This window comes from Haloarchaeobius amylolyticus (assembly GCF_042678045.1).
Classification (GTDB): domain Archaea; phylum Halobacteriota; class Halobacteria; order Halobacteriales; family Natrialbaceae; genus Natrinema; species Natrinema amylolyticus_A.
This window is the reverse complement of sequence record NZ_JBHUDI010000007.1, coordinates 86139-105305: the sequence shown is the minus strand read 5'-3', so window position 1 is coordinate 105305 and position 19167 is coordinate 86139. Positions and strand designations below refer to the sequence as shown.

At 52.6% G+C, this 19167-nt stretch carries 21 protein-coding genes; 9 read left to right on the top strand and 12 right to left on the bottom strand.

Annotated elements, in window-relative coordinates; all coding sequences use genetic code 11:
* Nucleotides 1–7 precede the first annotated feature (7 nt).
* The 6 genes from ACFR99_RS12985 to ACFR99_RS12960 all read right to left on the bottom strand — a co-directional run bounded on the left by ACFR99_RS12985 (nucleotide 8) and on the right by ACFR99_RS12960 (nucleotide 6581).
* Nucleotides 8–943 carry a DMT family transporter gene (locus ACFR99_RS12985; RefSeq protein ID WP_390288009.1) on the bottom strand — a complete coding sequence of 312 codons (936 nt, stop codon included), beginning with the start codon at nucleotides 941–943 and terminating at the stop codon, nucleotides 8–10.
* A complete protein-coding gene (locus ACFR99_RS12980; protein ID WP_390288007.1) occupies nucleotides 944–2299 on the bottom strand; it encodes a lysine N(6)-hydroxylase/L-ornithine N(5)-oxygenase family protein in 1356 nt (451 codons plus the stop codon). It lies immediately after the preceding gene.
* Nucleotides 2292–2903 (bottom strand): GNAT family N-acetyltransferase, encoded by a 612-nt coding sequence (locus ACFR99_RS12975; RefSeq protein WP_390288005.1) that lies wholly within the window; start codon nucleotides 2901–2903, stop codon nucleotides 2292–2294. The genes ACFR99_RS12980 and ACFR99_RS12975 overlap by 8 nt, the downstream gene beginning before the upstream one ends.
* Complete coding sequence (locus tag ACFR99_RS12970) at nucleotides 2900–3727, bottom strand: phytanoyl-CoA dioxygenase family protein (RefSeq protein WP_390288003.1); 828 nt, start codon at nucleotides 3725–3727, stop codon at nucleotides 2900–2902. The genes ACFR99_RS12975 and ACFR99_RS12970 overlap by 4 nt, the downstream gene beginning before the upstream one ends.
* A 539-nt stretch (nucleotides 3728–4266) precedes the next feature.
* Nucleotides 4267–5409, bottom strand: coding sequence for a tyrosine-type recombinase/integrase (locus ACFR99_RS12965; protein ID WP_390288001.1), 1143 nt, complete (start codon nucleotides 5407–5409; stop codon nucleotides 4267–4269).
* Between the two features lie 287 nt (nucleotides 5410–5696).
* Nucleotides 5697–6581: a DUF7964 domain-containing protein gene (locus ACFR99_RS12960; protein WP_390287999.1), complete on the bottom strand. Its 885-nt coding sequence runs from the start codon at nucleotides 6579–6581 to the stop codon at nucleotides 5697–5699.
* A gap of 211 nt (nucleotides 6582–6792) precedes the next feature.
* Here ACFR99_RS12960 and ACFR99_RS12955 point away from each other — a divergent pair, with 211 nt between their 5' ends.
* Nucleotides 6793–7152: a hypothetical protein gene (locus ACFR99_RS12955; RefSeq protein WP_390287997.1), complete on the top strand. Its 360-nt coding sequence runs from the start codon at nucleotides 6793–6795 to the stop codon at nucleotides 7150–7152.
* 94 nt (nucleotides 7153–7246) lie between these two features.
* Here the strand turns inward: ACFR99_RS12955 and ACFR99_RS12950 are convergent, their stop codons facing one another.
* Together ACFR99_RS12950 and ACFR99_RS12945 are read right to left on the bottom strand one after the other, a co-directional pair.
* Nucleotides 7247–7759, bottom strand: a complete 513-nt coding sequence (locus ACFR99_RS12950) for a PIN domain-containing protein (protein ID WP_390287995.1) — start codon at nucleotides 7757–7759, stop codon at nucleotides 7247–7249.
* Nucleotides 7749–8123 carry a UPF0175 family protein gene (locus ACFR99_RS12945; RefSeq protein ID WP_390287993.1) on the bottom strand — a complete coding sequence of 125 codons (375 nt, stop codon included), beginning with the start codon at nucleotides 8121–8123 and terminating at the stop codon, nucleotides 7749–7751. Before ACFR99_RS12945 ends, ACFR99_RS12950 begins: the two co-directional genes overlap by 11 nt.
* 340 nt (nucleotides 8124–8463) lie before the next feature.
* Between ACFR99_RS12945 and ACFR99_RS12940 the strand changes: the two genes are divergently transcribed.
* Entirely contained in the window at nucleotides 8464–9150 is a 687-nt protein-coding gene (locus tag ACFR99_RS12940; RefSeq protein WP_390287991.1) for a hypothetical protein, read from the top strand.
* 346 nt (nucleotides 9151–9496) lie between these two features.
* Nucleotides 9497–10099: an LURP-one-related/scramblase family protein gene (locus tag ACFR99_RS12935; RefSeq protein ID WP_390287989.1), complete on the top strand. Its 603-nt coding sequence runs from the start codon at nucleotides 9497–9499 to the stop codon at nucleotides 10097–10099.
* Between the two features lie 36 nt (nucleotides 10100–10135).
* Here ACFR99_RS12935 and ACFR99_RS12930 read toward each other — a convergent pair whose 3' ends face one another.
* Together ACFR99_RS12930 and ACFR99_RS12925 are read right to left on the bottom strand one after the other, a co-directional pair.
* On the bottom strand, nucleotides 10136–10525 hold the full coding sequence (locus ACFR99_RS12930; protein WP_390287987.1) for a hypothetical protein: 390 nt from the start codon (nucleotides 10523–10525) through the stop codon (nucleotides 10136–10138).
* A gap of 328 nt (nucleotides 10526–10853) precedes the next feature.
* Nucleotides 10854–11294 carry a hypothetical protein gene (locus ACFR99_RS12925; RefSeq protein ID WP_390287985.1) on the bottom strand — a complete coding sequence of 147 codons (441 nt, stop codon included), beginning with the start codon at nucleotides 11292–11294 and terminating at the stop codon, nucleotides 10854–10856.
* Nucleotides 11295–11815: 521 nt separating this feature from the next.
* On the opposite strand from ACFR99_RS12925, the gene ACFR99_RS12920 reads away from it, so the two are divergent.
* The 4 genes from ACFR99_RS12920 to ACFR99_RS12905 all read left to right on the top strand — a co-directional run bounded on the left by ACFR99_RS12920 (nucleotide 11816) and on the right by ACFR99_RS12905 (nucleotide 15195).
* Nucleotides 11816–12064 carry a hypothetical protein gene (locus tag ACFR99_RS12920; RefSeq protein ID WP_390287983.1) on the top strand — a complete coding sequence of 83 codons (249 nt, stop codon included), beginning with the start codon at nucleotides 11816–11818 and terminating at the stop codon, nucleotides 12062–12064.
* A gap of 102 nt (nucleotides 12065–12166) precedes the next feature.
* The gene (locus ACFR99_RS12915; protein WP_390287981.1) at nucleotides 12167–13345 is read left to right on the top strand and encodes a PQQ-binding-like beta-propeller repeat protein; all 1179 of its coding nucleotides are present in this window, start codon (nucleotides 12167–12169) and stop codon (nucleotides 13343–13345) included.
* A 147-nt stretch (nucleotides 13346–13492) separates the two neighbouring features.
* Nucleotides 13493–13684 (top strand): hypothetical protein, encoded by a 192-nt coding sequence (locus ACFR99_RS12910; RefSeq protein WP_390287979.1) that lies wholly within the window; start codon nucleotides 13493–13495, stop codon nucleotides 13682–13684.
* Nucleotides 13685–13872: 188 nt separating this feature from the next.
* Nucleotides 13873–15195 carry an outer membrane protein assembly factor BamB family protein gene (locus ACFR99_RS12905; RefSeq protein ID WP_390287977.1) on the top strand — a complete coding sequence of 441 codons (1323 nt, stop codon included), beginning with the start codon at nucleotides 13873–13875 and terminating at the stop codon, nucleotides 15193–15195.
* A 259-nt stretch (nucleotides 15196–15454) separates the two neighbouring features.
* Here the strand turns inward: ACFR99_RS12905 and ACFR99_RS12900 are convergent, their stop codons facing one another.
* Together ACFR99_RS12900 and ACFR99_RS12895 are read right to left on the bottom strand one after the other, a co-directional pair.
* Nucleotides 15455–15898, bottom strand: coding sequence for a DUF7970 domain-containing protein (locus tag ACFR99_RS12900; protein WP_390287975.1), 444 nt, complete (start codon nucleotides 15896–15898; stop codon nucleotides 15455–15457).
* The gene (locus ACFR99_RS12895; RefSeq protein ID WP_390287973.1) at nucleotides 15898–16776 is read right to left on the bottom strand and encodes a ParA family protein; all 879 of its coding nucleotides are present in this window, start codon (nucleotides 16774–16776) and stop codon (nucleotides 15898–15900) included. The genes ACFR99_RS12900 and ACFR99_RS12895 overlap by 1 nt, the downstream gene beginning before the upstream one ends.
* Before the next feature lie 429 nt (nucleotides 16777–17205).
* Here ACFR99_RS12895 and ACFR99_RS12890 point away from each other — a divergent pair, with 429 nt between their 5' ends.
* Together ACFR99_RS12890 and ACFR99_RS12885 are read left to right on the top strand one after the other, a co-directional pair.
* Nucleotides 17206–18477, top strand: a complete 1272-nt coding sequence (locus tag ACFR99_RS12890; RefSeq protein ID WP_390287971.1) for an RNA-guided endonuclease InsQ/TnpB family protein — start codon at nucleotides 17206–17208, stop codon at nucleotides 18475–18477.
* A gap of 73 nt (nucleotides 18478–18550) precedes the next feature.
* Nucleotides 18551–19123 (top strand): Cdc6/Cdc18 family protein, encoded by a 573-nt coding sequence (locus ACFR99_RS12885; RefSeq protein ID WP_390288039.1) that lies wholly within the window; start codon nucleotides 18551–18553, stop codon nucleotides 19121–19123.
* The last annotated feature ends 44 nt before the right edge of the window (nucleotides 19124–19167 follow it).

Sequence of the window (19167 nt, the reverse complement as noted above, 5' to 3'; positions counted from 1 at the left end):
GCATACCCTATGGAAATTTGCCACGGGCCATCGATTCTATGCGCTTGATCGACGCTACATGTTTGATTTGGTCTTTTTTTAACAGGAGAAAACCACAGAAGATGCAAACGAACCCGACTAGCGTGTAAGCGGTGATCTGATCCTGTAGTGCTGCCCAACCGATGATAACACCGAACGCTGCCGCTACGTAGGCAACGAAGTTCATTTCAAATGCACCTAACTCTCTCAGCAAATAAAAATAGATGAGATAGGCAACTGCGCTCGAAAGAACGGACAAATACACTAGCATTAGGATCGCTGATGAGGTCCACTGGATTGTCCACGGTGAAGAGGTAGTCTGGGTCGCAGCTATATGTAACACGATTGCCCCGAGAAACATTGACCACGCCTCCATCGTGATCGCTGGTTGATCAGAATCGACTCGCTCGGTGAGAACGCTTCCAAGTGCCATACTGGCTGCTGCAATGATCACCAGCAATTGCCCGACTGTATCTCCACCGAGAAGATGAGATGGATCGGGGCGAGAAATAAAGATGATTCCAACAAAGCCTAGCATGATTCCAATAATACCTAAAACAGATATATCTTTATCAGGGACTAAAATTTGAGAGATGAATGACGTGAATACCGGCATTAATCCGACGAGAACGGCTGCAACAGCACTTGGAACAATTGTTTGTCCGGCGAAGAGAAAGGCATTGTATGCACCAATAATGAATAACCCACCAAATGCGACATTCATCCAATCACCCACATTCTGCGGGTACCAGTAGTTAATATTCAAGGAAACATAGGTGAGCATAAGGATACTTGCGATATCGTATCTCACAGCAGCATAGAATATAGGCGGAACAGTCTCTACACCAATACTTATTGCTGGGTATGCACCGCCCCAGATTGCCCCAAGAACAACGAAGAGAATAATGTGCTTTTTTGAATTCATTTACTCAGAGATTATTTGGTCGCCGTCAATTTTATGTTTGACTGTACATTCAATAAAGTCATTCACATCGAAACACTGAAAACCTGTATCTGTATCCTCAGGATATAACTGTCGTTCAAGAATTCTATTGACGATGACAGCGTTTCTGTAACAACCGAGTCCAAGATGTGCCGTATTCATTCCGTGAGTGTGTAATCCTGCGTTCTGAGCGAAGAGTGTGCCGTATCCGTTGCTAGGAATCCGGTAGTCTCGGTCAAGTTTGTATTTACCGTCTTTTGTTAATTCGAGCTGATGAGTAATTGGACGGAGGAAGTCAGGCGTCGACCGCTTGTATCCCGTCCCTAGAATCACTACTTCTGATTTGTGACTGAACGTTTTATTCTGCCTCCACTGTTCACAAGACAATTCATATAGTGGCGCTGTTTCGGTTCCTATATATTCAATATCTTTGACATTCGTCTCTGCAAGCAATCTGACGTCTGGACTCTCCCTAATTGAGCGTCTGTATAGTATGTCGAATAGTTCGTCACCAGTTGACTTGTCTATCCCTTTGTATAGGTGGTCTTGACTGGAGAGGACCCGTTCCTTTTTTTCGACATCTAACTGATAGAAGTAGTCAATATAGTCCGGTGTGAAATGGTGATGTGCGAGTTTTGACTCCTCGAGCTGGAAGAATCCATCCGAGCGAGTGACCCAATCAAGTTGGAAGTCATTCTCGGATTGGTACTCAACCAGATCTTTCATAACTTCAGCAGCACTTTGTCCGGACCCAATGACAGTTACGCTCTCAGCACCGAGACAGCGCTCGCGGCGATCGAGATACGATGCTGTATGGAAGACATCCTCCGATGGCAAGTTGGCGAACTGGTTTGGAACGTTTGGCTCAGTTCCGACGCCGATGACGATGTTCTCTGTCCGGTAGGTGTAGTTCTCATCTGTAGTAGGGTTCTCTGCAACAACCCTGTATCCTTCATCGATTGATTCGACTGCTGTGACACGCCGGGAGAACAGACACCCATTAATTGATTCTGCAACCCAGCGACAGTACTCGTTGTATTCTTGTCTAGGGATTTCGAATTTTCGGTACGTATAGAACTCGTAAATCCGGTTTTTCGTTCGCAGATAATTCAAGAAACTATACTCATTAGTTGGGTCAGTGATCGTCACGAGATCTGCGAGAAACGGAACTTCAAGCGTTGTTCCCTCGATCAGTATACCTTCGTGCCAACTGAACTCTGACTCTTGTTCGAGGAAGACGGCATCAACATCAGCGGGCGCTCCCTCTAATAGCGCAGCGAGTGATAGGTTGAACGGGCCGAGTCCAATCCCAACAACGTCGAGTGTTTCGTCACTCATTGTTTGTCCTCCGATGCGACAGGATTTCAGTTTCGAAGCGTTCCCGATTGCAGATCATTAGTAGGGCATCCTTTGACTCAAGTTCGATCTCTCGATCTGGCTTGAACCCACAGTTTTCGAACACACGGTGAACTCTCTTGTTACGGATATCCGGTTCGCTAACGATTCGATTCGTTTCCGAATGTTGGAATTGTAGCCTTGTCATCGCCTCTAACAGCGGCGTAGCATATCCGTGACCGAGAAACTCTGGAGGTCCAATAAGAAGATGGATTCCCCGATCTGCAGCTCTAGCATCGTACTCCGCAGAGAGTTTATCGTCAACTGACCAGTAAGCTTCCCAGTAACTCATTGGAACGTGATCAAGGTAGCCAATATACGGGGTGTGATGGTCATCAACAAGGGTGTCTTCGAGATATTTCCTAAATTTTGGTAATGGGTAATCACGCTCCCAGTAGGGCTTGACATGTGGCTCGTTCAGCCATCGGTGAAGGCGTCCGAGATCTCGTTCGAGTGTTGCTTTTCGGAAAGAAATCGTCTTATCGATCCGCTCGTCGTATACTTGGAAGGTGTATTCTTTCTCAATGACTCCACGTGCACAAGTCATTCTTTCACCTCCGAAGACGGTGGCTCGACGGTCCGATTGATTCCATAGCGATCCTCACCACTAACAACGATTGAGGCATGGTCATCGTACATGAGGGGAGACTCATGTTGGATGTTTATTATCGGAGGTGTCATACGACAAGAAACCGAACGCCGCTCGCGATCAGTACCATTCGCAAGTGTCCGATGAAGCAGCCGAGAGTTATATAGCACAAACTCCCCTGCTTTGAGCGGGATTGAACGCGCACAGCTCTGATCAACGTACTCAGAATCGGCTAATCCTTGTGACTCCGCACCTGCAGCCTCGCCATGTGGAACAAACTGTTCGTGTGATCCAGGGATCACTTCCATACAACCAGAGGTTTCGTCGACTGGATCAAGGGCAAGATCAATCGTTGCAGTCACCGGCGGTTCAACCGCACTGAAGTGCTGTTCCTGATGCCACGGAACGCCGCTTTCACCCGGTTCTTTCTCCCAGAAATGGGATGTCCATAACAGGAGATCAGGCCCATACAGGGACTGAATTCGATTGACGATAGAGGGTTGTGAAAGGAAGTCGTAGACGAGTTGAGAGTCACGGTGTCGGTCATGTCTAATCGATTTGTCTGTGTGGTCCAGTGGATACCCATCACCGTTAAGAATCTCCACTTCTACCGACTCGGCAAATTCGGCAGCCTCATCAGGTGAACAGGCTTTCAACGGGCCGAGATATCCATCTTTGTGGAACTGTTTTACTTTTTCATATGACAATACCCCATTATATTCTGTTCGGCTATAGCTATTGGTCATTTTCGCTTGCAGCACCAGGTTATTTTCATTGAACATTAATGAGTTTGTTGATTTTATTCCATATATAAATACCACTACTAGATCTATGTAGATATTACTACTGAATTGTCAGTCTATTATTACCACCTAACAAAGCCTCGCCAGCTGCCCCAACCTGAATCCACTATTCTGCCTTGACAGGTCGTCGATAGCAGTTGAGCTACGGTGAGCAAAACGGAGGTATGTCTGTCGGCGGCTGAACGCCGCCGATGTGACAGCGCTGCCATTCTCTGCAGGCTTACTCGATCGATGGTTGCCGGTGAAATAGGTCGCCAGACGGTCGGTTCGCGGAGATGGCCCGACGCACAGCGAGAGTCGCTCATTCAGCCCGCCAAATCATATTGACGAACTTCTTGGTCGTGTTGCAAAGTCGTCTAAAGTTTGATCCCGTTCTAAAGTTGTCTATGCTCGCATCTGGTAGGCCAACGAACATCAGCAGTGTGATGGCTGTTTTGGCTGACTGTTTGAGTAGTTCGTCGACGAGCACCACAGAGCCATTCCAGAACCGAAGAATAAGGGGTATCTCGAGTTCGTTCTCAGCCACGAACGTCGTCAATCGAATCGGAGACGTCCTTCATCTTGACGTCGGCGTAGGCCTCGTGAGTAGTCTCGATAGAGTTGTGTCGTAACGCTTCCTGAGCCTTTTCCGACATCCCGCTGGTATAGAGGTCGCGCCCGAGTGCCCGCCGAGCGCCATGCAGCGTCAGATAGTCGTACTCGCCGTCCGGATCGATTCCGGCTTCGTCGGTGAGCCGTTTCAACAACCGGCGAACGCCCTCTTTCGAGATCGACGGCGGCGGTACCTCGTGCTCGCGGTGCAGACGATCGAGGACCTCGGTTTTCCCGCCGTCACCCCTATCCTCGAGCGCCCGAGAGACTGCCTTTTCGCCAAGTGCATCCTCGAGTGTGCGCTTTTTCGAGCCGTAATGACCGGTCGGAAAGACGGGCCACGCTTCAGTCGTCGGCTCTTGCACCCGGTACCATCGCTTGAGGACATCGTGGACGCTTGCGGGGAACGGGGCCTGTTCGTACTCACGGGACTTGCCGTAGACTTCGATCAGCCGCTCGTCGAAATCGACGTCCTTCCACCGGAGGCCGTTACGCTTGTCGTCTTTCGGATCAGCGAACAACTCAGCACCACGCGCCCCTGTCCCGTCGAGCATGACGACGGTCGCCCGGTCACGGAAGGCCGCCTCTACATCGGTCCGGATGGTTCCCTTGAGAGCCATGTCCACGCGTTTGGTGGCGTACTCGAGCAACGTCTCGCGGTCCTCGGCGCTCCAGTACTGGCGCTTGCGTTTCCCATCGTCCTCTGGCAGCGGGTCCATCGCGGTGTTCGTATTTGCCGGGTTCGACTCGAGGTGTTGTTCTCGCACCGACCAGGAGAGAAAAGCTCGGACGTAGGCGAAGTAGTTGTGAGCGGTTGAAGCCGCCAGGTTCTCGTCGATTACGACGCGGTCGTAGAGGTGCTCGCTGTAACTGCGGACATCGTGGGGTGTGAGGTCGTCGACGAACTCGAGGTCACGCTCGTCTCGACAGTGGTCGGCAAACTCACGCAGTGGTGAGCGCATGGTCGTCTTCGAACCGTCGGCGTTGATCTTGTACCGAAGGTAGCTCTCGATGGCTTCGTGGACGGTCGTCCCCCCGGAGGAAGCCCGGCGTTCCGTCGATCCAGACATTCGTATGTGGGGTACAGTGTCGACCCTCGTAAAGTCCCTTGGTTAAACGCTTCTTTAACCAAGTGCAATCTGAAACGCCTCTCGCGGGCGATTTCGGGAGTCTCCGGTACTCGAGCGTGCAAAACCACATTCTATAAACCAAATACAGCTGTATAGATTTTTCTCGGCGGCGATCCACAGTTTCGGATCTCAAATTCTGAGTGGTTCGTGTTTCTCGCGCACGCGCGCGGATACGAGATTCTGAGCAGAATCAGATTCCGCACCTAATTCTCACATCGAAATGATCCTTAAAGATGGCCGTACCCTTTGCGTTCGAGTTCTGCTTCCAGTTCGACATGCATCGCTTCGACAGTCTCCTCGTCGAAATGCTGTCCCGTCACTGCACCAGAGATCTCCGCGATTTCAGCGTGCCACTCACGCACTGCATCCGCAAGGGCTGCTAGAAGTTCTTCCTCAGTCTTGTCTACTCCATCAACTTCCTCAACGATCTGCCATCCCGGCTGAAAGTTTTCGATGACGTACCCCGTGTCCTCAAACTGAATTGCGAACCGCTCGCAGACTGCCCCAAACCCAGTTTCGAGACTAAGTAGTGGAATGACGTGGACGACACGATCGCGCTCTTCCAGCCCACGAAGATCCGCAACAGGGACAGCGGTTTCGGGGAGCACTGAATAGAGTGGTTCAGGAAGGGGAGGATCGCTCTCACCGGTTTCCGGCGGATCGTACTGGTCATTGATCGGATCGCCTTTCTCTTTCACAATGGCCGGCTCTTTGTCACTCGGCTCGTCGCTGAGGACCTCTTTCAAAATGGCGTAGAACCGCCATTCATCGCCGTAGTCATACAGATAGCATATGCGATCGTACTGTTCGAGCCCGAGTTGGCGGATCATCTCGCCAATCATCACGTCTCCAGCGTTCTCGATCCGCTCGGTACGCAACAGTGGGTCGCCACTGAGTGACTCCTCGTATTCCTGCGGACACTGGTATTTGACAGCACTGTCCCAGTAGTCCTCATCCTCTCCAACGAACCAGAGATGGCCCTGATCAAGTCCAACTGCGGGGTTGATCGCCGACTGCAACTCGGTGATCGTTCTGTCTGCGCCGACGACGATATCCCGCCACAGCGATGTAGGATCCGGATCGAATTTGATGCGAAAGCGGTAGGCAGTCATCCTTGGAACTCTGTTCCTGTGTGGAAACTGGTGAGATCATCGATACGCTGTTCTAAGTCTGCGATTTCGTCACGGATCGTGTGCCAACTGGCAGTGGAAGACATATGACGTAGTTGTACAGTATCCGGACTAAACCTTGCTCACGGAACCATCGGTACAGATACTATTTATGAATAGGCATTCTGATGCATGGTCTCTGTCAACTACAGATATGGCTGAAACATATACACTCTGTGTTCAGATCGGGTCACACGAGTACTATGGCGAGTTCTATCTCGTAGGCGAGGGATATGGTACCCCAGCAGAGGTGCTTGACAACATCGCTGCCGATCATCTCTTGCGAATCTCGAACGCGTCGCGTATCGAAGAATACCTGCTTGATGTGCTGAAGCAAGGAGAGAACGCAAGTGAGGGCGAGTATGACTCGACAGACGCTGACATCGAATGCTGGATTCACGTCGACGTCTCCTACCAGAAATACGCCTTTGGTGTAGGCGATAGAGTTGTGGAGTTTACCGGCGAACCGACCAAAAGCGAAATCGCCTCGACTGTCACGCAATTCCAGTCATAGATCGATCACTATTACTTATGGATCGAAATGGTAGATGTAGGGATAGTTAGCCTTCCCAGCGGGCATCAGGCGTTTCGAACTCCGAGCACTCCCGTCATCGATATTTCGAGATCGTACGATACGGGACATAGTACCCAATTTCATCGATCCATGTCGACAGCCACTCGTCAGCAGTCGTTTCATCGATCTTCCCAGCATCGATTGCAGCCAACAGAACCCCAACCGACCCGACAACGGTTACGCCCTGTTCTTTCGCAAACGATCGGGCATCCCCGTCGTCGGTTAGCAGTCGGCCGTCGTGTGCGTCAGCGAGGGCGAACGCCTGTGCTTCACCAGGGTCGAGATGACTACTGACGACTGCCTCTCTGTTTGCGACCGTGTCCGAAATCGCTGCGACTGGAATCTCGTCTTCGAGTGTATCGAGTGCTGACTGGAGATACGGATGGTCATCAACGCCGTTTTCGAGTTCCTCGCGAACGACTGGAACCGCGCAGATACCAGACAGTCCTGCAACCACCCACAGCTGGTCGATATACGCAAAATTCGAGAGGACAGTCGTGTTCAGGACGCTCGGATTCGCTGGAATATTGATATCGTCACCTGTCATTCGCACGTGACTCCTCGTCGTCCGAGTCCTTACCACCGAATTCGAGTTCGCTCGCTGCCTCTACTTCATAGGCCGCATCTTCCTCATCAGATAGCCCAAGCCGGAGTTCGACGCCGTGCTCGCGGAGGATATCACGCATCGTCCAGCGGTCGACATCAGCAAGTCTCGCAGCATCACCGAGCGTGATCCGCTCACGTTCGTAGAGGGCGACCGCAGCTGCAATACGCTCGTTTTCATGGTCCTCGAAATATTCACGCACGAACTCTCGCAGCGCATCGCTCTTGCCACCAAATACACCAGCCTCGACAGCACCCTCAATGAGGAGGTCGAGGTCGTCTGGATACGACCCGGTGATTCGTGCCATCGTTCTATTTCAGACTACGTCTTCATACTATTTATGAACTGCGCCAGAATGCTGTATGCATTGAGAGGAGCGATCCCAACTTCCGGTCGTGATTGGAAGTTGAGACTAAAGCGGTTATAGCGGGTCTGTGATGCGCTGTTTCGGTTAGATCGATGACTAAAAGAAAGTCTAGAGAGTACAGCGAGAGTTCCACGGGTCACCCGCCTTGTGGTACTTTACTCTACGTCAGTCGACTATCTGCTGAATCGATTTATGTCTGTTCACCAACATAGATGTTATTATATCCTCTTTCTGACTCAAAGAAAAATTATAACATCCGAATACATACGTCTACTCACAGATGCCCTCTCCCTATAATCGGCGTACTGCCCTGCAAATAGTAGGAACATCCGTCGCGCTTGCACTTGCTGGTTGTGCCGCTAACTACGACCCTGAAAAATCAAACGAGTCCCCCAATCAGACCTCAACACCGATAACGACGGATGGTGTTAAATTTGATATAAGAGTAGAGGAACAGTTCACAGATAATCATCCTGCTCGGATTCACGCCGCTCTGACAAACACTACAGAGATGCCGATGACTCTCTTTACAGGTGCAACGCCGCCATTCACATCGTATTTGAGCGGTGGAGCGTCGGACAAGAACCGGCTCATCCTTATCCCTAATGTCTCGGAAGACAAGAATCCAGTGAATTGGATAGGTGAGACCGATCCAATTCCGACGACCGCTGAAAACCAGTGCTGGAACGTGACACAAGATGTGGTAATCGACCTACTCGGAATGTCCAAGGAACTCGAACCGGGAGAAACCAGTAGCCAGCAGTACGCTGTGTACGGGTATCAAAACGAAACGTGTCTTCCACCCGGTACTTACAGATTCGATGAAAACACTACGCTTCACCGAGGACGCCCCTCGAAGGAGACTCCTACGTTCGGGTTGAAACTCGGATTTACACTAACGCTTAATAAGGAACAATCACTCTCAGTCAAGAAACACGAATCAACTGTTAGCAGACACGAATATTAGCTAACAAGCTTGAACATGATACAAATTTATATATTAGGTTCATCGTCCGCGACTGGTTTCGCCACGAAGGCGGTGCGTTCGTACGACGAGACAATGACCTTCCGTTTCTTGGTGTGACGGTCTTCGTGCTGGCAGTAACGCTTTGGGTCCTTATCGAACAGTTCGTCATCTGACGGTCTCTACGGATGCCAGCGAGCGCTTCCCATTTCCCCTGCCTAGCCCCCACCCCCCACGACCGTCCAACCAGACTGTGTTGCTTCGCCAAGTGACAATCAAACTTGACGTTGCATAGTGATTCACTGAGGCCATCAAAAGTTTTTTCTTGAAATCTGATCACTCGTCACCCATGGCTGAGCCCTCCTCACCTGGTTCTCCGCCAGGAAGCTACGATCTCTCCACTGTCGACCTTAATGACGACCGCTACGAGGTCAAGCAGTCAGCGATCCGGAACAAGTATGCCGTCCGTGACAGCGCTGGTAACGTCGTCTTGCGCGGGAAGCAGAAGATGTTCAAGATGAAAGAGGAGTTCCCGTTCGTCACCGGTAACGGCGAGGACGCGTTCACGGTGAAGGCGGGCGGTATTATGGACGTGGCGGGGAATTACGCGATCACGGACGCGGGAACCGGCGAAGAGGTCGTCGTCCTCGACGAGGACTTCTCGCTGTTCGTCGAGAACTGGACAATCCGTGACCCCGACACCGGGGAGGCGTTGGCGACTATCCAATCGAAGAGCAAACCTCTCTCGGCACTCCGACACCTCGTCTCCGTTGCGAACCTCATCCCGAACAAGTACGAGATATTCGACGCCAGCGGAAACCACGTCGGCGACATTGAGGGAAAGCTCTCACTGCGGGACGCCTACACGGTCAGCATCGATGACGCCAGCGACGTCCCAAAAGAGGCCGTCATCGCCTCCGCATGTATTCTTGACGCCCTTGAAAACAAATGATCAACGTCGGCTGGTGGGATGGATCTGTAATGGGACTCACGACGCCAGCGTTCTCCAGCTAGGGTCGTAACAGAGGACGAACGCCGCAGGAACAAGCACGATGAGCAGTGGCAGCCCGTACACGAGCAGGCTAAATGGGTCGGGCGGCGTCAGGACTGACGAGACGATTACTGCCACGGTCCCGCCAATACCATATGCGCCAAGCACCTGTTCGAGCTGTCCTGCAGGCTCAGTTCGGGTCGGTAATCTCGTCCGATACAACAGGTACGCAGGGACGGCTAACGGGAAGAGACCAAAGACGAACACCCCCCAGAAGAGACCGCTTGCTCCTCGAGCACTCGCGTCGGCGGCGATCGCATAGCACAGACACAATCCCGAGAAGGTGAACGCGAGCAACACAAGCACGAGGAGGGACTCGAAGACCATAGTCCAGATCAATATTCATTTACGCTCGCTATATTTCTTTTCTGTTCTGTAGACAGATATTGAAACTATTTAGGTATTCTGTGAAGACAAATAGAACAGAATACCGAGCTGCCGTGCACAGGTGGCCGTTCAGGCGTATCCAGGCGTATCTCTGGTACGGGTACATGCAAGCAAAAAGGGGTCATAAAAGTCTTATTCGGTGTTGGTTACAGCCACCTCTGCGGTGAATTAGCCGATAAGTATGTCTGCTTACTTAACAATTCAGCAGGCATTTACTACTGCGAAATATGTATTAACAAAAGTAATTATAAAGTATACGCCTTAGAATTTAGCAACTTGACTGGTATACTCCAAACAGCGGCTCACCATTGTCGTCTAGTTCAATATTGAGGCGATATTCTCGACATTCAGCATCTGTATCGTCGGCACGGGCCCAGAATTCACCTTCTATATCTTCCGGCCGTCGAGCAAGATTGAAGTAGATATCATAGACACCGGACTCCACAGGCAGGTCCTCAACTTTTTCGACTGTGGGTGAGCCATCAACTGCTGGCGGAACCGCGGTAAACCCATCATACACCTGTTCACCGTCGTCTTCGACGATTACCAGCACGGACTGTTCGTTGGGAGTGTAATTATGAAATTCTATTTTATTAATCCTTAATGTCTGTTCTTCAGACCGAGACAGATCGATACATCCAGCTAAACCTAAGCTACAAATCATACCTCCGAATTGAAGCGCACCACGGCGAGACAGGGGAGGGAACATGATAGATTAGATGTGATTGATTGATAATATTTTTGTGCTTTCGTCCAGTACGTGTTTTCCCTATATTCAGCAGCTCGTTTCCGACGTCTATCCAAAAGTTAGGTAGCTGCTCTGGTAACGCTTTCACCTATACTGAGCAATCGATTTGAGCGCGGTTGGCTATGGGAGATCTGTTTGTTGTCCCACCCAAAATCCGAAGAGCATTACGAGGAGTATACTGAGTAGAGGAATCCAAAACCCAAAACTAGTGAACAGATCAAGCGAGAGTACACTTGGCTCAAAGATAGCCAAATAAAGAGGAATACCAACGATCAGACTCGTCGTAGCAACGAACAAGAATTTGACGTACGACTCCATATAAATGTGAAATAGACTAATAGTGATAACTATAACTCTTATACTGAGCAATGAAGGAAAGCTCTCTAAAACTTCTTTCCAGGAGGTTCCTGAGGTTGCTGTGACTGCAATTATCTCAAATTCACACTCCAAAATACTATATTCAGACCTGGAGATAACTACGCATGATCGCTGGTACGCTTACTGCTCTTTCCCAGCGCAATGAATCCTTCTGGATAGGTATAGGCTTGCTGGTCGCAGGCGCATTTGTTTCCTCGTTCACCCAGATCACCAGTCCGCCGGTTGGTGAGGTGCTTGGTATATTCGGAGTGACTGTTCTTGCGGTCAGACTCCTTGTAGGCATCTATACGCTACTCCGAACATCTGTCAAGGCAGGACGAACGGGCTATCAAGAAGGCAAACAAGATAACTGAGACAGCTCTCTGCTGTACCGGTCGATGAGTTCCTCGCCCATATCTAACCGACGTTACGCTCGTTCATAATGTTCTTTTTGCTGTCTATTACACTGTAATTCGATGCCCTTCCGAAGAGCCCTCCTGTCGGCCATCGGTACTACCGCCTCCGTCGGAACGGCCGGCTGTGTCGGTCGAATTCGACGCAAACTTAGGGGCGATACCCCGATCGAAGACCCCTGTAACGCTCCAACTGGATCATGGCCGACCGCCGGTGGTGACTCCGGACGCACCGGTCAGACTGACACCGCTCCGCCAGCACCTGACGCCACCGCTGTGGACCTGCTCGCCGGCGTCCGAGGCAATGATCGTGGACAGCAACACGCCTCGAATCCCCCTGTGGTCGCGGACGGGATAGCGTATATACCCGTAACCGGTGGACTTGTCGCGGTTGACCTCAACACGCCGACGGACGGGCCGAGCTGGAGTCGAGATCTCGATGTCGGCATCACTGCTGCACCGGTACTCGCCTGTGGGGCTATCTTTATCCCAGGAACGGATCACCTGACTGCTCTCAACAGTACCTCGGGAGAACGGTATTGGCGAGCTGACGCCGTCGGTTTCAGCGATACCTCTGCCGCAGTTCTCGACAACAGCATCTACGTCGCTGGATTCAGTCCCGCCGCCGTCGACATCCGTACTGGAACGGTTCAATGGCTCGAGGGTGCCGGCGAAACGCTGGCCCTCGACGACGACGGTATCTACACAACCCGAAGCGACTCGCAGGTCAGCGGTATCTTCGCGTACGACCTGAACGGCGAAGAGCGCTGGCGCGTTTCAGGTGAGTTTGTTGGGTCCGCCTCAGTTCTCGATGGAACGGTCTGGGTCGCCGACTACCAAGGGACAGCCTACGCTATCGACGCCAGAACCGGAGAGGTATACTGGTCTCACTCGCTTCCCGGTGTCAACAAAATCGACGCCGGACTTGCGGTGGCTGGAGACGAGGTATTCGTTCCCGCCGGTACCGGGACCACGAGCGTGGCACTTGATGCCGCCACGGGCGAGATCCGCTGGGCTGTCGATACCGGCATCGTCACCGGCCGTCCAGTGGTCGGCGATAACTGGGTCGCGTTCGGACGGACAAACGACGGGGTTAGTGTCTATGACCGAACGACAGGCGAGGAGCGAATCAGTTGGTCACGCGCCGAGTACCACCTCGGCACGATCGACGGCCTTGTTCCGGTTAAGGACGGGTTCATGATTTGGGAGGGATCCTCCTCGGGACTCTCGCTGCTTCGCTGACTGATACGCATCTGGACTGAGCGTTGGTTCTGTGTTCCCGAGAAGTGGAGAACAGTTGGACAGGCGGTTGTGGGGCAGCAATCAATTCAGTTGCCGCTCTCCCGCTAAATGGAAACGGATATACACATAAGTGGTGGAATATAAAATATGACCTCGAAGACTAGTTCTCTTCTCATCCCCGGTATCATGTGTATGATTATCGGATTTCTTCTTTTTCATGTGTTAGGAGCCGCATTCGGGCTAATAATTGGATTAGCAATGGGTGAACAATTCTACCAGCGCCACGAGTTAGAGAAGCAGATCAACGAACTCCAAACAGAAGAGAAAGAAGAGGGGTAATGTTTGTACGCTACGGTCAGTTCGCATCTGTAGTTACCGCGAGCGCTGCGTCCGCGAATATCTCGAGATTCTGGAACCGTGGTATCCGGCTTCGAGAAGACCTTACTGGCGGATGACTCCTCGTCTCCGATAACGCTCGTGACGGGCGACCAAAACATATATTTTACAATTTTGTCACTCATGTACCAATGCCCTCTACCCGCCGGTCGATTCTCGCAACGTGTACCACCGGGATCGGTGCACTCGCAGGGTGCATCTCGACCGAGAAACCGACCGCCGACGGCAACTGGCCCAGACGTACGCTGAATAATGCCCACACCGGATACTCGACCACAGAGGGTCCGACGACGGACCTCCACACCGTCTGGCGACAGGAGCGATTGCGCAGTAGCGTAGTCGATCCCTCTCCGATTGTTGACGACAGCGTGCTCTACTTTGCCCACTCACAGGCATCGCGAGGTGACGAACGCGGTGGGGCGTGGATCGAGGCGTTCGACGCAGCGACCGGCGACTCTCGGTGGACGACCGAACTCTTCCGGACCAACGAGCGCCACTATTTATACCACTCGGACTCGACGGTCGTCGATGAGGACCGGTTGTTCCTCCAGACCAAGCCTGGGCTGACGATGCTCACCACCGATGGTGAGATTCGGTGGACTTTCGACAATCTCTATCGCGGCCAGCAAAAGCCTGATGTCGTCACGCCCGTCGTGACTGACGACATAGTCGTGACGGGAACGTACGATACACTCGTCGAAGACCGTCAGGACGAAATCGTCTTCGGCATTGATCCCGCGACCGGGAACGAACGCTGGAACGTGCCATTCTCCGAGTGGGACGGGATGTGGCAACTGGCTGGGACCGACAACGTGGTCTACGTTGCGTTCGACAGTGGCGGACTTGTTGCACTCGATATGGCGACAGGTGTAGAACGCTGGCGCTGGAAAGGGCCTCTCAACGGCACCCCAACCGTCGTCGACGACCTGCTACTTGTGCCACTTCGACGGGGCAACGAGCACACACTCGTCGCAATAGACCGTCGTGATCGCTCGCTTCGCTGGCGGCAGTCGATCGGGGTCCACTGGGCCGAGGCGGAATTTACCGTCGCTGATGGGTTGATCTATCACGTCGCAAACTACGGCCTCGAGGCCCGCCGGCTCGAGACTGGTGAGCGAGTGTGGCGCTTCGGTGGCGACGTTGATGACGAAGACCAGCGCAGGTTCTCGCCGGACAAACCGTATATGGGTCTCGACTCTACGCCGGTCGTTTCTGGTGATGCAGTCTACGCGCTGGGGTGGATCCAGCGTGATACGACGTACGTCCACCTGTTTGTCGTCGACGCTGCAACGGGCGAGGAACTCGGTCATGCGGAGATAGGCCACAACGAGCAAGCCAGGACAGGGACCCCAGCAGTTACCTCTGACCTCGTCTTCGTCGGGTCGAACAACGGGAATCTCTACGCATTCGGCGAGTGCTCGTTCGAGATCGCCGGTCGCTGTCTGGTTGACTGACGCACACGGACGGGCAGCTACCAGATGTGTGGCGCAGCAGAGGTCAGTAGCATCCCCAATCAACAAGACACCGACTTACCCTGTATCTTGCCTGAGGCTACAGACATCCTCCGTAACGAGTAGAAACCCCAACGGTCAGCACATACCTCTAGTTACCGCAATTGCTTCGTCCGAGAATTACAGTCAAGTCGGACGACATCCTCAAAACAGCAGTAAGTGTAAACTGCCTCGGAGTCACGCCTCGAGGCGCTCGCCTTGCTTATGATTCGTCTGAGAGGAGTGGTCCAGATTCTCGGTCTTCTCGAGTCGCAACAAAGACCTCAGCAATATCCTCGGGAGTCAACTGTTGCGCTGCAGATTTCAGCAATGCATTGTGCAGTTCACGTTTCTGCACAGCTTCATAGCCATCGCGACGGAGCATAATCTCGGCTTCGAAGAGAAGGCCAGATGCACCATCAACCGTGTCCCACGTCTCAGGAAGGCAGTAGATCGAATGCTGTGTCTGTGTCTTCGCAGTCGGGAATGCTGGCTCTGTTTGAGAATCGTATGCTGAGACGGTATCACGATCCTCAGACGTAGTGTCATTTCCTGACGGTTCTTCCCCTGCTGTGGAGTCATCTGCAAGGGTGCCAGCAAGTTCATCCAGCGCCTCGTCACCGGGATCAGATTCCTCCGACTCGTCAGCAAGGTCGTCGAACGGCATTACCGCATCACCCCGCCGTTTTCGACGATTTGGGCAAGTTCCTCATAACACTTGAGCTGGTCACACTCTGGATCATAATCGCGTAGCGGTTTGCGAGCACGATGTGCTTTATCGATACTAGCACGGTGACGGATACCTGGGAGATCACCATTGTAGTTGCCAGCGTCGATTGCTTCCCAATCAGCCGCAGAGAGATGTGCGAAGTTTGGGACGCACGATGCAAGCTCATCACGGCTGTTAATCGCGTACAGCAGGTTTCGGTCTCGAGTGTCCTGATCGAGGCGTTCGCTAAGATCAGTTGGAACAAGTGCAAGCAATTTGAGGTCGAAGTACTGGCGCGCTTCTTGGATCAGGCGTTTGTTCGTCTGTGTGATCCCAGATTCCCATCCACTCTCTGGACGGAGCGGGACAATGAGATTCTTTGTTGCAAACAAGGCATTGTCGTTGAGCTTTCCTCGATTGGCCGGCGTATCGACAACGATGTAGGAGTATGTATCTCCAAGTAGAGGATCAACGACGTTACGGTTAAGTCGTTGACTCGAGGCCATTGCCGATTTCAGATTTGTCTCCACCTCCTCGAGAGCTTCATGGGACGGCAGAAGATCAAGGTCATCGGTAACTGGAACAACATGATCTAACGGATCAGCGCCGTCAAGTAGGACCTCTTGAACGTGGTTGTCGGATTCGTACTGGTCACGGTAGCCAAGATTGAATGTGGTGTGGCCGTTATCGTCGAGATCAACAAGGAGAACACGGCCGTTTCGCTCTGCAAGTTCTCGTGCGAGATTGATCGCAGTAGTTGATTTCCCAAAACCACCTTTGAGGACGTTCACTGCGACAGCTCGAGGTTTTTTCGTGATCTCGGAATCGCTAGCCATAGAAGATAGTTCACGTAGCCACAGTATAAAGTGTGATGGAAAGAGATCATGTAGAGACATGAGTGAACTTCACCACGTTATCGGAATTCAGACCCGTGAGTGAATTCTGCACAATATAGGAATGATCTACAGGAGGAAATGTAACCCATGTAACCACATTCTTGAATGTAGAAATAGAAGGACTAGCATAGACGGTCGACGGATTAGCTGAAAGAGAGGGTGCTAAGTTCCCGTCCTCAAGGAGCGGACGGGATCAGCCGTGAGCGAGTAGAGCGTGGTAGGTCACAGGCGGTACAAGGCGGATGCCCCGACCCTTGAGGTCGGGGAGGAAGCCGACACTCGATGAAACTCACCACGCTCGATGGCAAGGCCGACTCCCCACCTATACGTAAACCATTATTAGGTAACAGCCGTGAATGTGAACCACGGATGGACGACGCGCCACGACGCACCGTACCCATCAAACTCGATGTACCCGAAGAGCGTCGTGGCGACCTCCATCAAACCAAAACCCAATTTCTGCACTGTGCCAACCGCACTAGCGAGTGGGCATGGCGGTACGACGACTACTGCATCACCAGTAAGTCAAAGGCTGAAAACGCCCTATACGGTGAGCTGCGTGAGGAAACCGACCTCACCGCCAACCTCGTCCAGAAGGGCATCCGACGCGCCATCGAAGCCGTCACAGGTGGCGTCGAGAAACTGAAACAGGGCGAGAAGACGAGTCAGCCCGAGTTCGACTCGTGGAGCGTGGTGTACGACAAGCGGAGTGCGACGTTCAACGACGACCACGCCACGCTCTCCACGCCGAATGGCAGAGTCACCTGTGAATACGTCCTTCCACCCGAGGACGAACGTGAGGGTACGCCGTTCGGTCGATACTACGAGAGAGACGACTGGGATGCCTCCAGCGCCACGCTTCAGTACGACGAGCAAGGCGACACGTTCTACCTGCACGTCACGCTGAAAAATCCGGACTACGTGGTTGACGGAACGGAACGTCAAGAAGCCAGTCACGATGATGAAACCCCCGAGAACGGAGTGGTTCTCGGCGTGGACTTGAACGTGACTGGCGCGTTCGCCGTCACCAGTACCGGCGCATTCCTCGGGAGCGCAGACCACCTCAACCACAAGCGCGACCAGTACGAACAACGGCGTGGACGCCTCCAACAGGTGGGCACTCGGTCGGCTCACCTCACGATTCAGTCTCTCGGCAGTCGGTTCTCGAACTGGTCGCTTGACTGGCTCCACAACCGTGCGAACGACCTTATCGAAGAAGCCCAAGACGCGGACGTGGACGGCATCATCTTCGAGAACCTCAACCATATCCGCGAGAATATCGCCAATGGCTCGAAGTTCCAGCAGTGGACGTATGCGAAGTTCATGGAACTCGTGGAGTACAAGGTCGAGTCCACGGAGTTGTTCGTGGACACGGTGAATCCCGCGTACACGAGCCAGCGGTGTTCGCACTGTGGGTTTACCCACGAGGATAATCGTGACGACAAGCAGTTCGCGTGTCAATCGTGTGGGTACGAGGTGAACGCGGATTACAACGCAGCGAAGAACATCGCGAATCGGTATTGCGGGTATATCCATCGCGGGCAGAAGTCTCGCAGTGGATGGGCTAACAGTCAGCTAGCCCTCAAGTCAGGGACGTTGAACGTGAACGGCGACTACACGCCTACCGAGTTACTCGGGTAGAACGGGAGTTCACTGACAAGCCTCGGGGCTTGACCCCGAGGCGGTTGACTTTCCACCGTATGATGCTGATCAACTGCGGAGCATTCTCAACCGTCGGTCAGAGAAAGCGTTTGTCGATAGTGCTGTCACGCAGGAAGCTATCGCACTAGCAGCGGCGCTTGCTGCCCAAGATCTAGGATCGGCACGGCAGGCAATTCGGTATCTGTACAAGGCCGGTGAGTTCGCAGCTCTTAACGACGAACCGCAGGTCGGTGAGGAGCATGTCCGTAAGGCCGAGGACCATGTTGAGCAGATGAACATCGCGCAGGGCATCCGTGATTTGACAATACAGGATCAGTTGGCATTGCTAGCACTCACTTCGTTGGCAACAGGGAATGAAACACCAGCGCCAACACCAGAGGTGTACTCGCGGTACACAGATATCACGTCTCATGTGGACACGAACTCGATCGCAATGCGTCGGGTTCGCAGTCATCTCCATGATCTAGATATGATTGGTGTCGTCTCAGGGGCGAAACGCAGTGGCGGATCGCGTGGCGGTCCAAAGTACTACTGGGAGTTGAACACGGATTTGGATACTACGGTCAATGTCTTGACTGAGGAAAATCGGTTTAATGATGTCCTTAGCTTGATAGATAGGCCATAACAGCTTTTCTGGACATTCAGGGGTCAACCGGACGTAATGGGTTC

What these genes read in the sequence shown, in the direction of transcription:
- ACFR99_RS12985 (WP_390288009.1), bottom strand. Translation starts at nt 943, where the DNA reads ATGAATTCAAAAAAGCACATTATTCTCTTCGTTGTTCTTGGGGCAATC.
- ACFR99_RS12980 (WP_390288007.1), bottom strand. Translation starts at nt 2,299, where the DNA reads ATGAGTGACGAAACACTCGACGTTGTTGGGATTGGACTCGGCCCGTTC.
- ACFR99_RS12975 (WP_390288005.1), bottom strand. Translation starts at nt 2,903, where the DNA reads ATGACTTGTGCACGTGGAGTCATTGAGAAAGAATACACCTTCCAAGTA.
- ACFR99_RS12970 (WP_390288003.1), bottom strand. Translation starts at nt 3,727, where the DNA reads ATGTTCAATGAAAATAACCTGGTGCTGCAAGCGAAAATGACCAATAGC.
- ACFR99_RS12965 (WP_390288001.1), bottom strand. Translation starts at nt 5,409, where the DNA reads ATGTCTGGATCGACGGAACGCCGGGCTTCCTCCGGGGGGACGACCGTC.
- ACFR99_RS12960 (WP_390287999.1), bottom strand. Translation starts at nt 6,581, where the DNA reads ATGACTGCCTACCGCTTTCGCATCAAATTCGATCCGGATCCTACATCG.
- ACFR99_RS12955 (WP_390287997.1), top strand. Translation starts at nt 6,793, where the DNA reads ATGGCTGAAACATATACACTCTGTGTTCAGATCGGGTCACACGAGTAC.
- ACFR99_RS12950 (WP_390287995.1), bottom strand. Translation starts at nt 7,759, where the DNA reads ATGACAGGTGACGATATCAATATTCCAGCGAATCCGAGCGTCCTGAAC.
- ACFR99_RS12945 (WP_390287993.1), bottom strand. Translation starts at nt 8,123, where the DNA reads ATGGCACGAATCACCGGGTCGTATCCAGACGACCTCGACCTCCTCATT.
- ACFR99_RS12940 (WP_390287991.1), top strand. Translation starts at nt 8,464, where the DNA reads ATGCCCTCTCCCTATAATCGGCGTACTGCCCTGCAAATAGTAGGAACA.
- ACFR99_RS12935 (WP_390287989.1), top strand. Translation starts at nt 9,497, where the DNA reads ATGGCTGAGCCCTCCTCACCTGGTTCTCCGCCAGGAAGCTACGATCTC.
- ACFR99_RS12930 (WP_390287987.1), bottom strand. Translation starts at nt 10,525, where the DNA reads ATGGTCTTCGAGTCCCTCCTCGTGCTTGTGTTGCTCGCGTTCACCTTC.
- ACFR99_RS12925 (WP_390287985.1), bottom strand. Translation starts at nt 11,294, where the DNA reads ATGTTCCCTCCCCTGTCTCGCCGTGGTGCGCTTCAATTCGGAGGTATG.
- ACFR99_RS12920 (WP_390287983.1), top strand. Translation starts at nt 11,816, where the DNA reads ATGATCGCTGGTACGCTTACTGCTCTTTCCCAGCGCAATGAATCCTTC.
- ACFR99_RS12915 (WP_390287981.1), top strand. Translation starts at nt 12,167, where the DNA reads ATGCCCTTCCGAAGAGCCCTCCTGTCGGCCATCGGTACTACCGCCTCC.
- ACFR99_RS12910 (WP_390287979.1), top strand. Translation starts at nt 13,493, where the DNA reads ATGACCTCGAAGACTAGTTCTCTTCTCATCCCCGGTATCATGTGTATG.
- ACFR99_RS12905 (WP_390287977.1), top strand. Translation starts at nt 13,873, where the DNA reads ATGCCCTCTACCCGCCGGTCGATTCTCGCAACGTGTACCACCGGGATC.
- ACFR99_RS12900 (WP_390287975.1), bottom strand. Translation starts at nt 15,898, where the DNA reads ATGCCGTTCGACGACCTTGCTGACGAGTCGGAGGAATCTGATCCCGGT.
- ACFR99_RS12895 (WP_390287973.1), bottom strand. Translation starts at nt 16,776, where the DNA reads ATGGCTAGCGATTCCGAGATCACGAAAAAACCTCGAGCTGTCGCAGTG.
- ACFR99_RS12890 (WP_390287971.1), top strand. Translation starts at nt 17,206, where the DNA reads ATGGACGACGCGCCACGACGCACCGTACCCATCAAACTCGATGTACCC.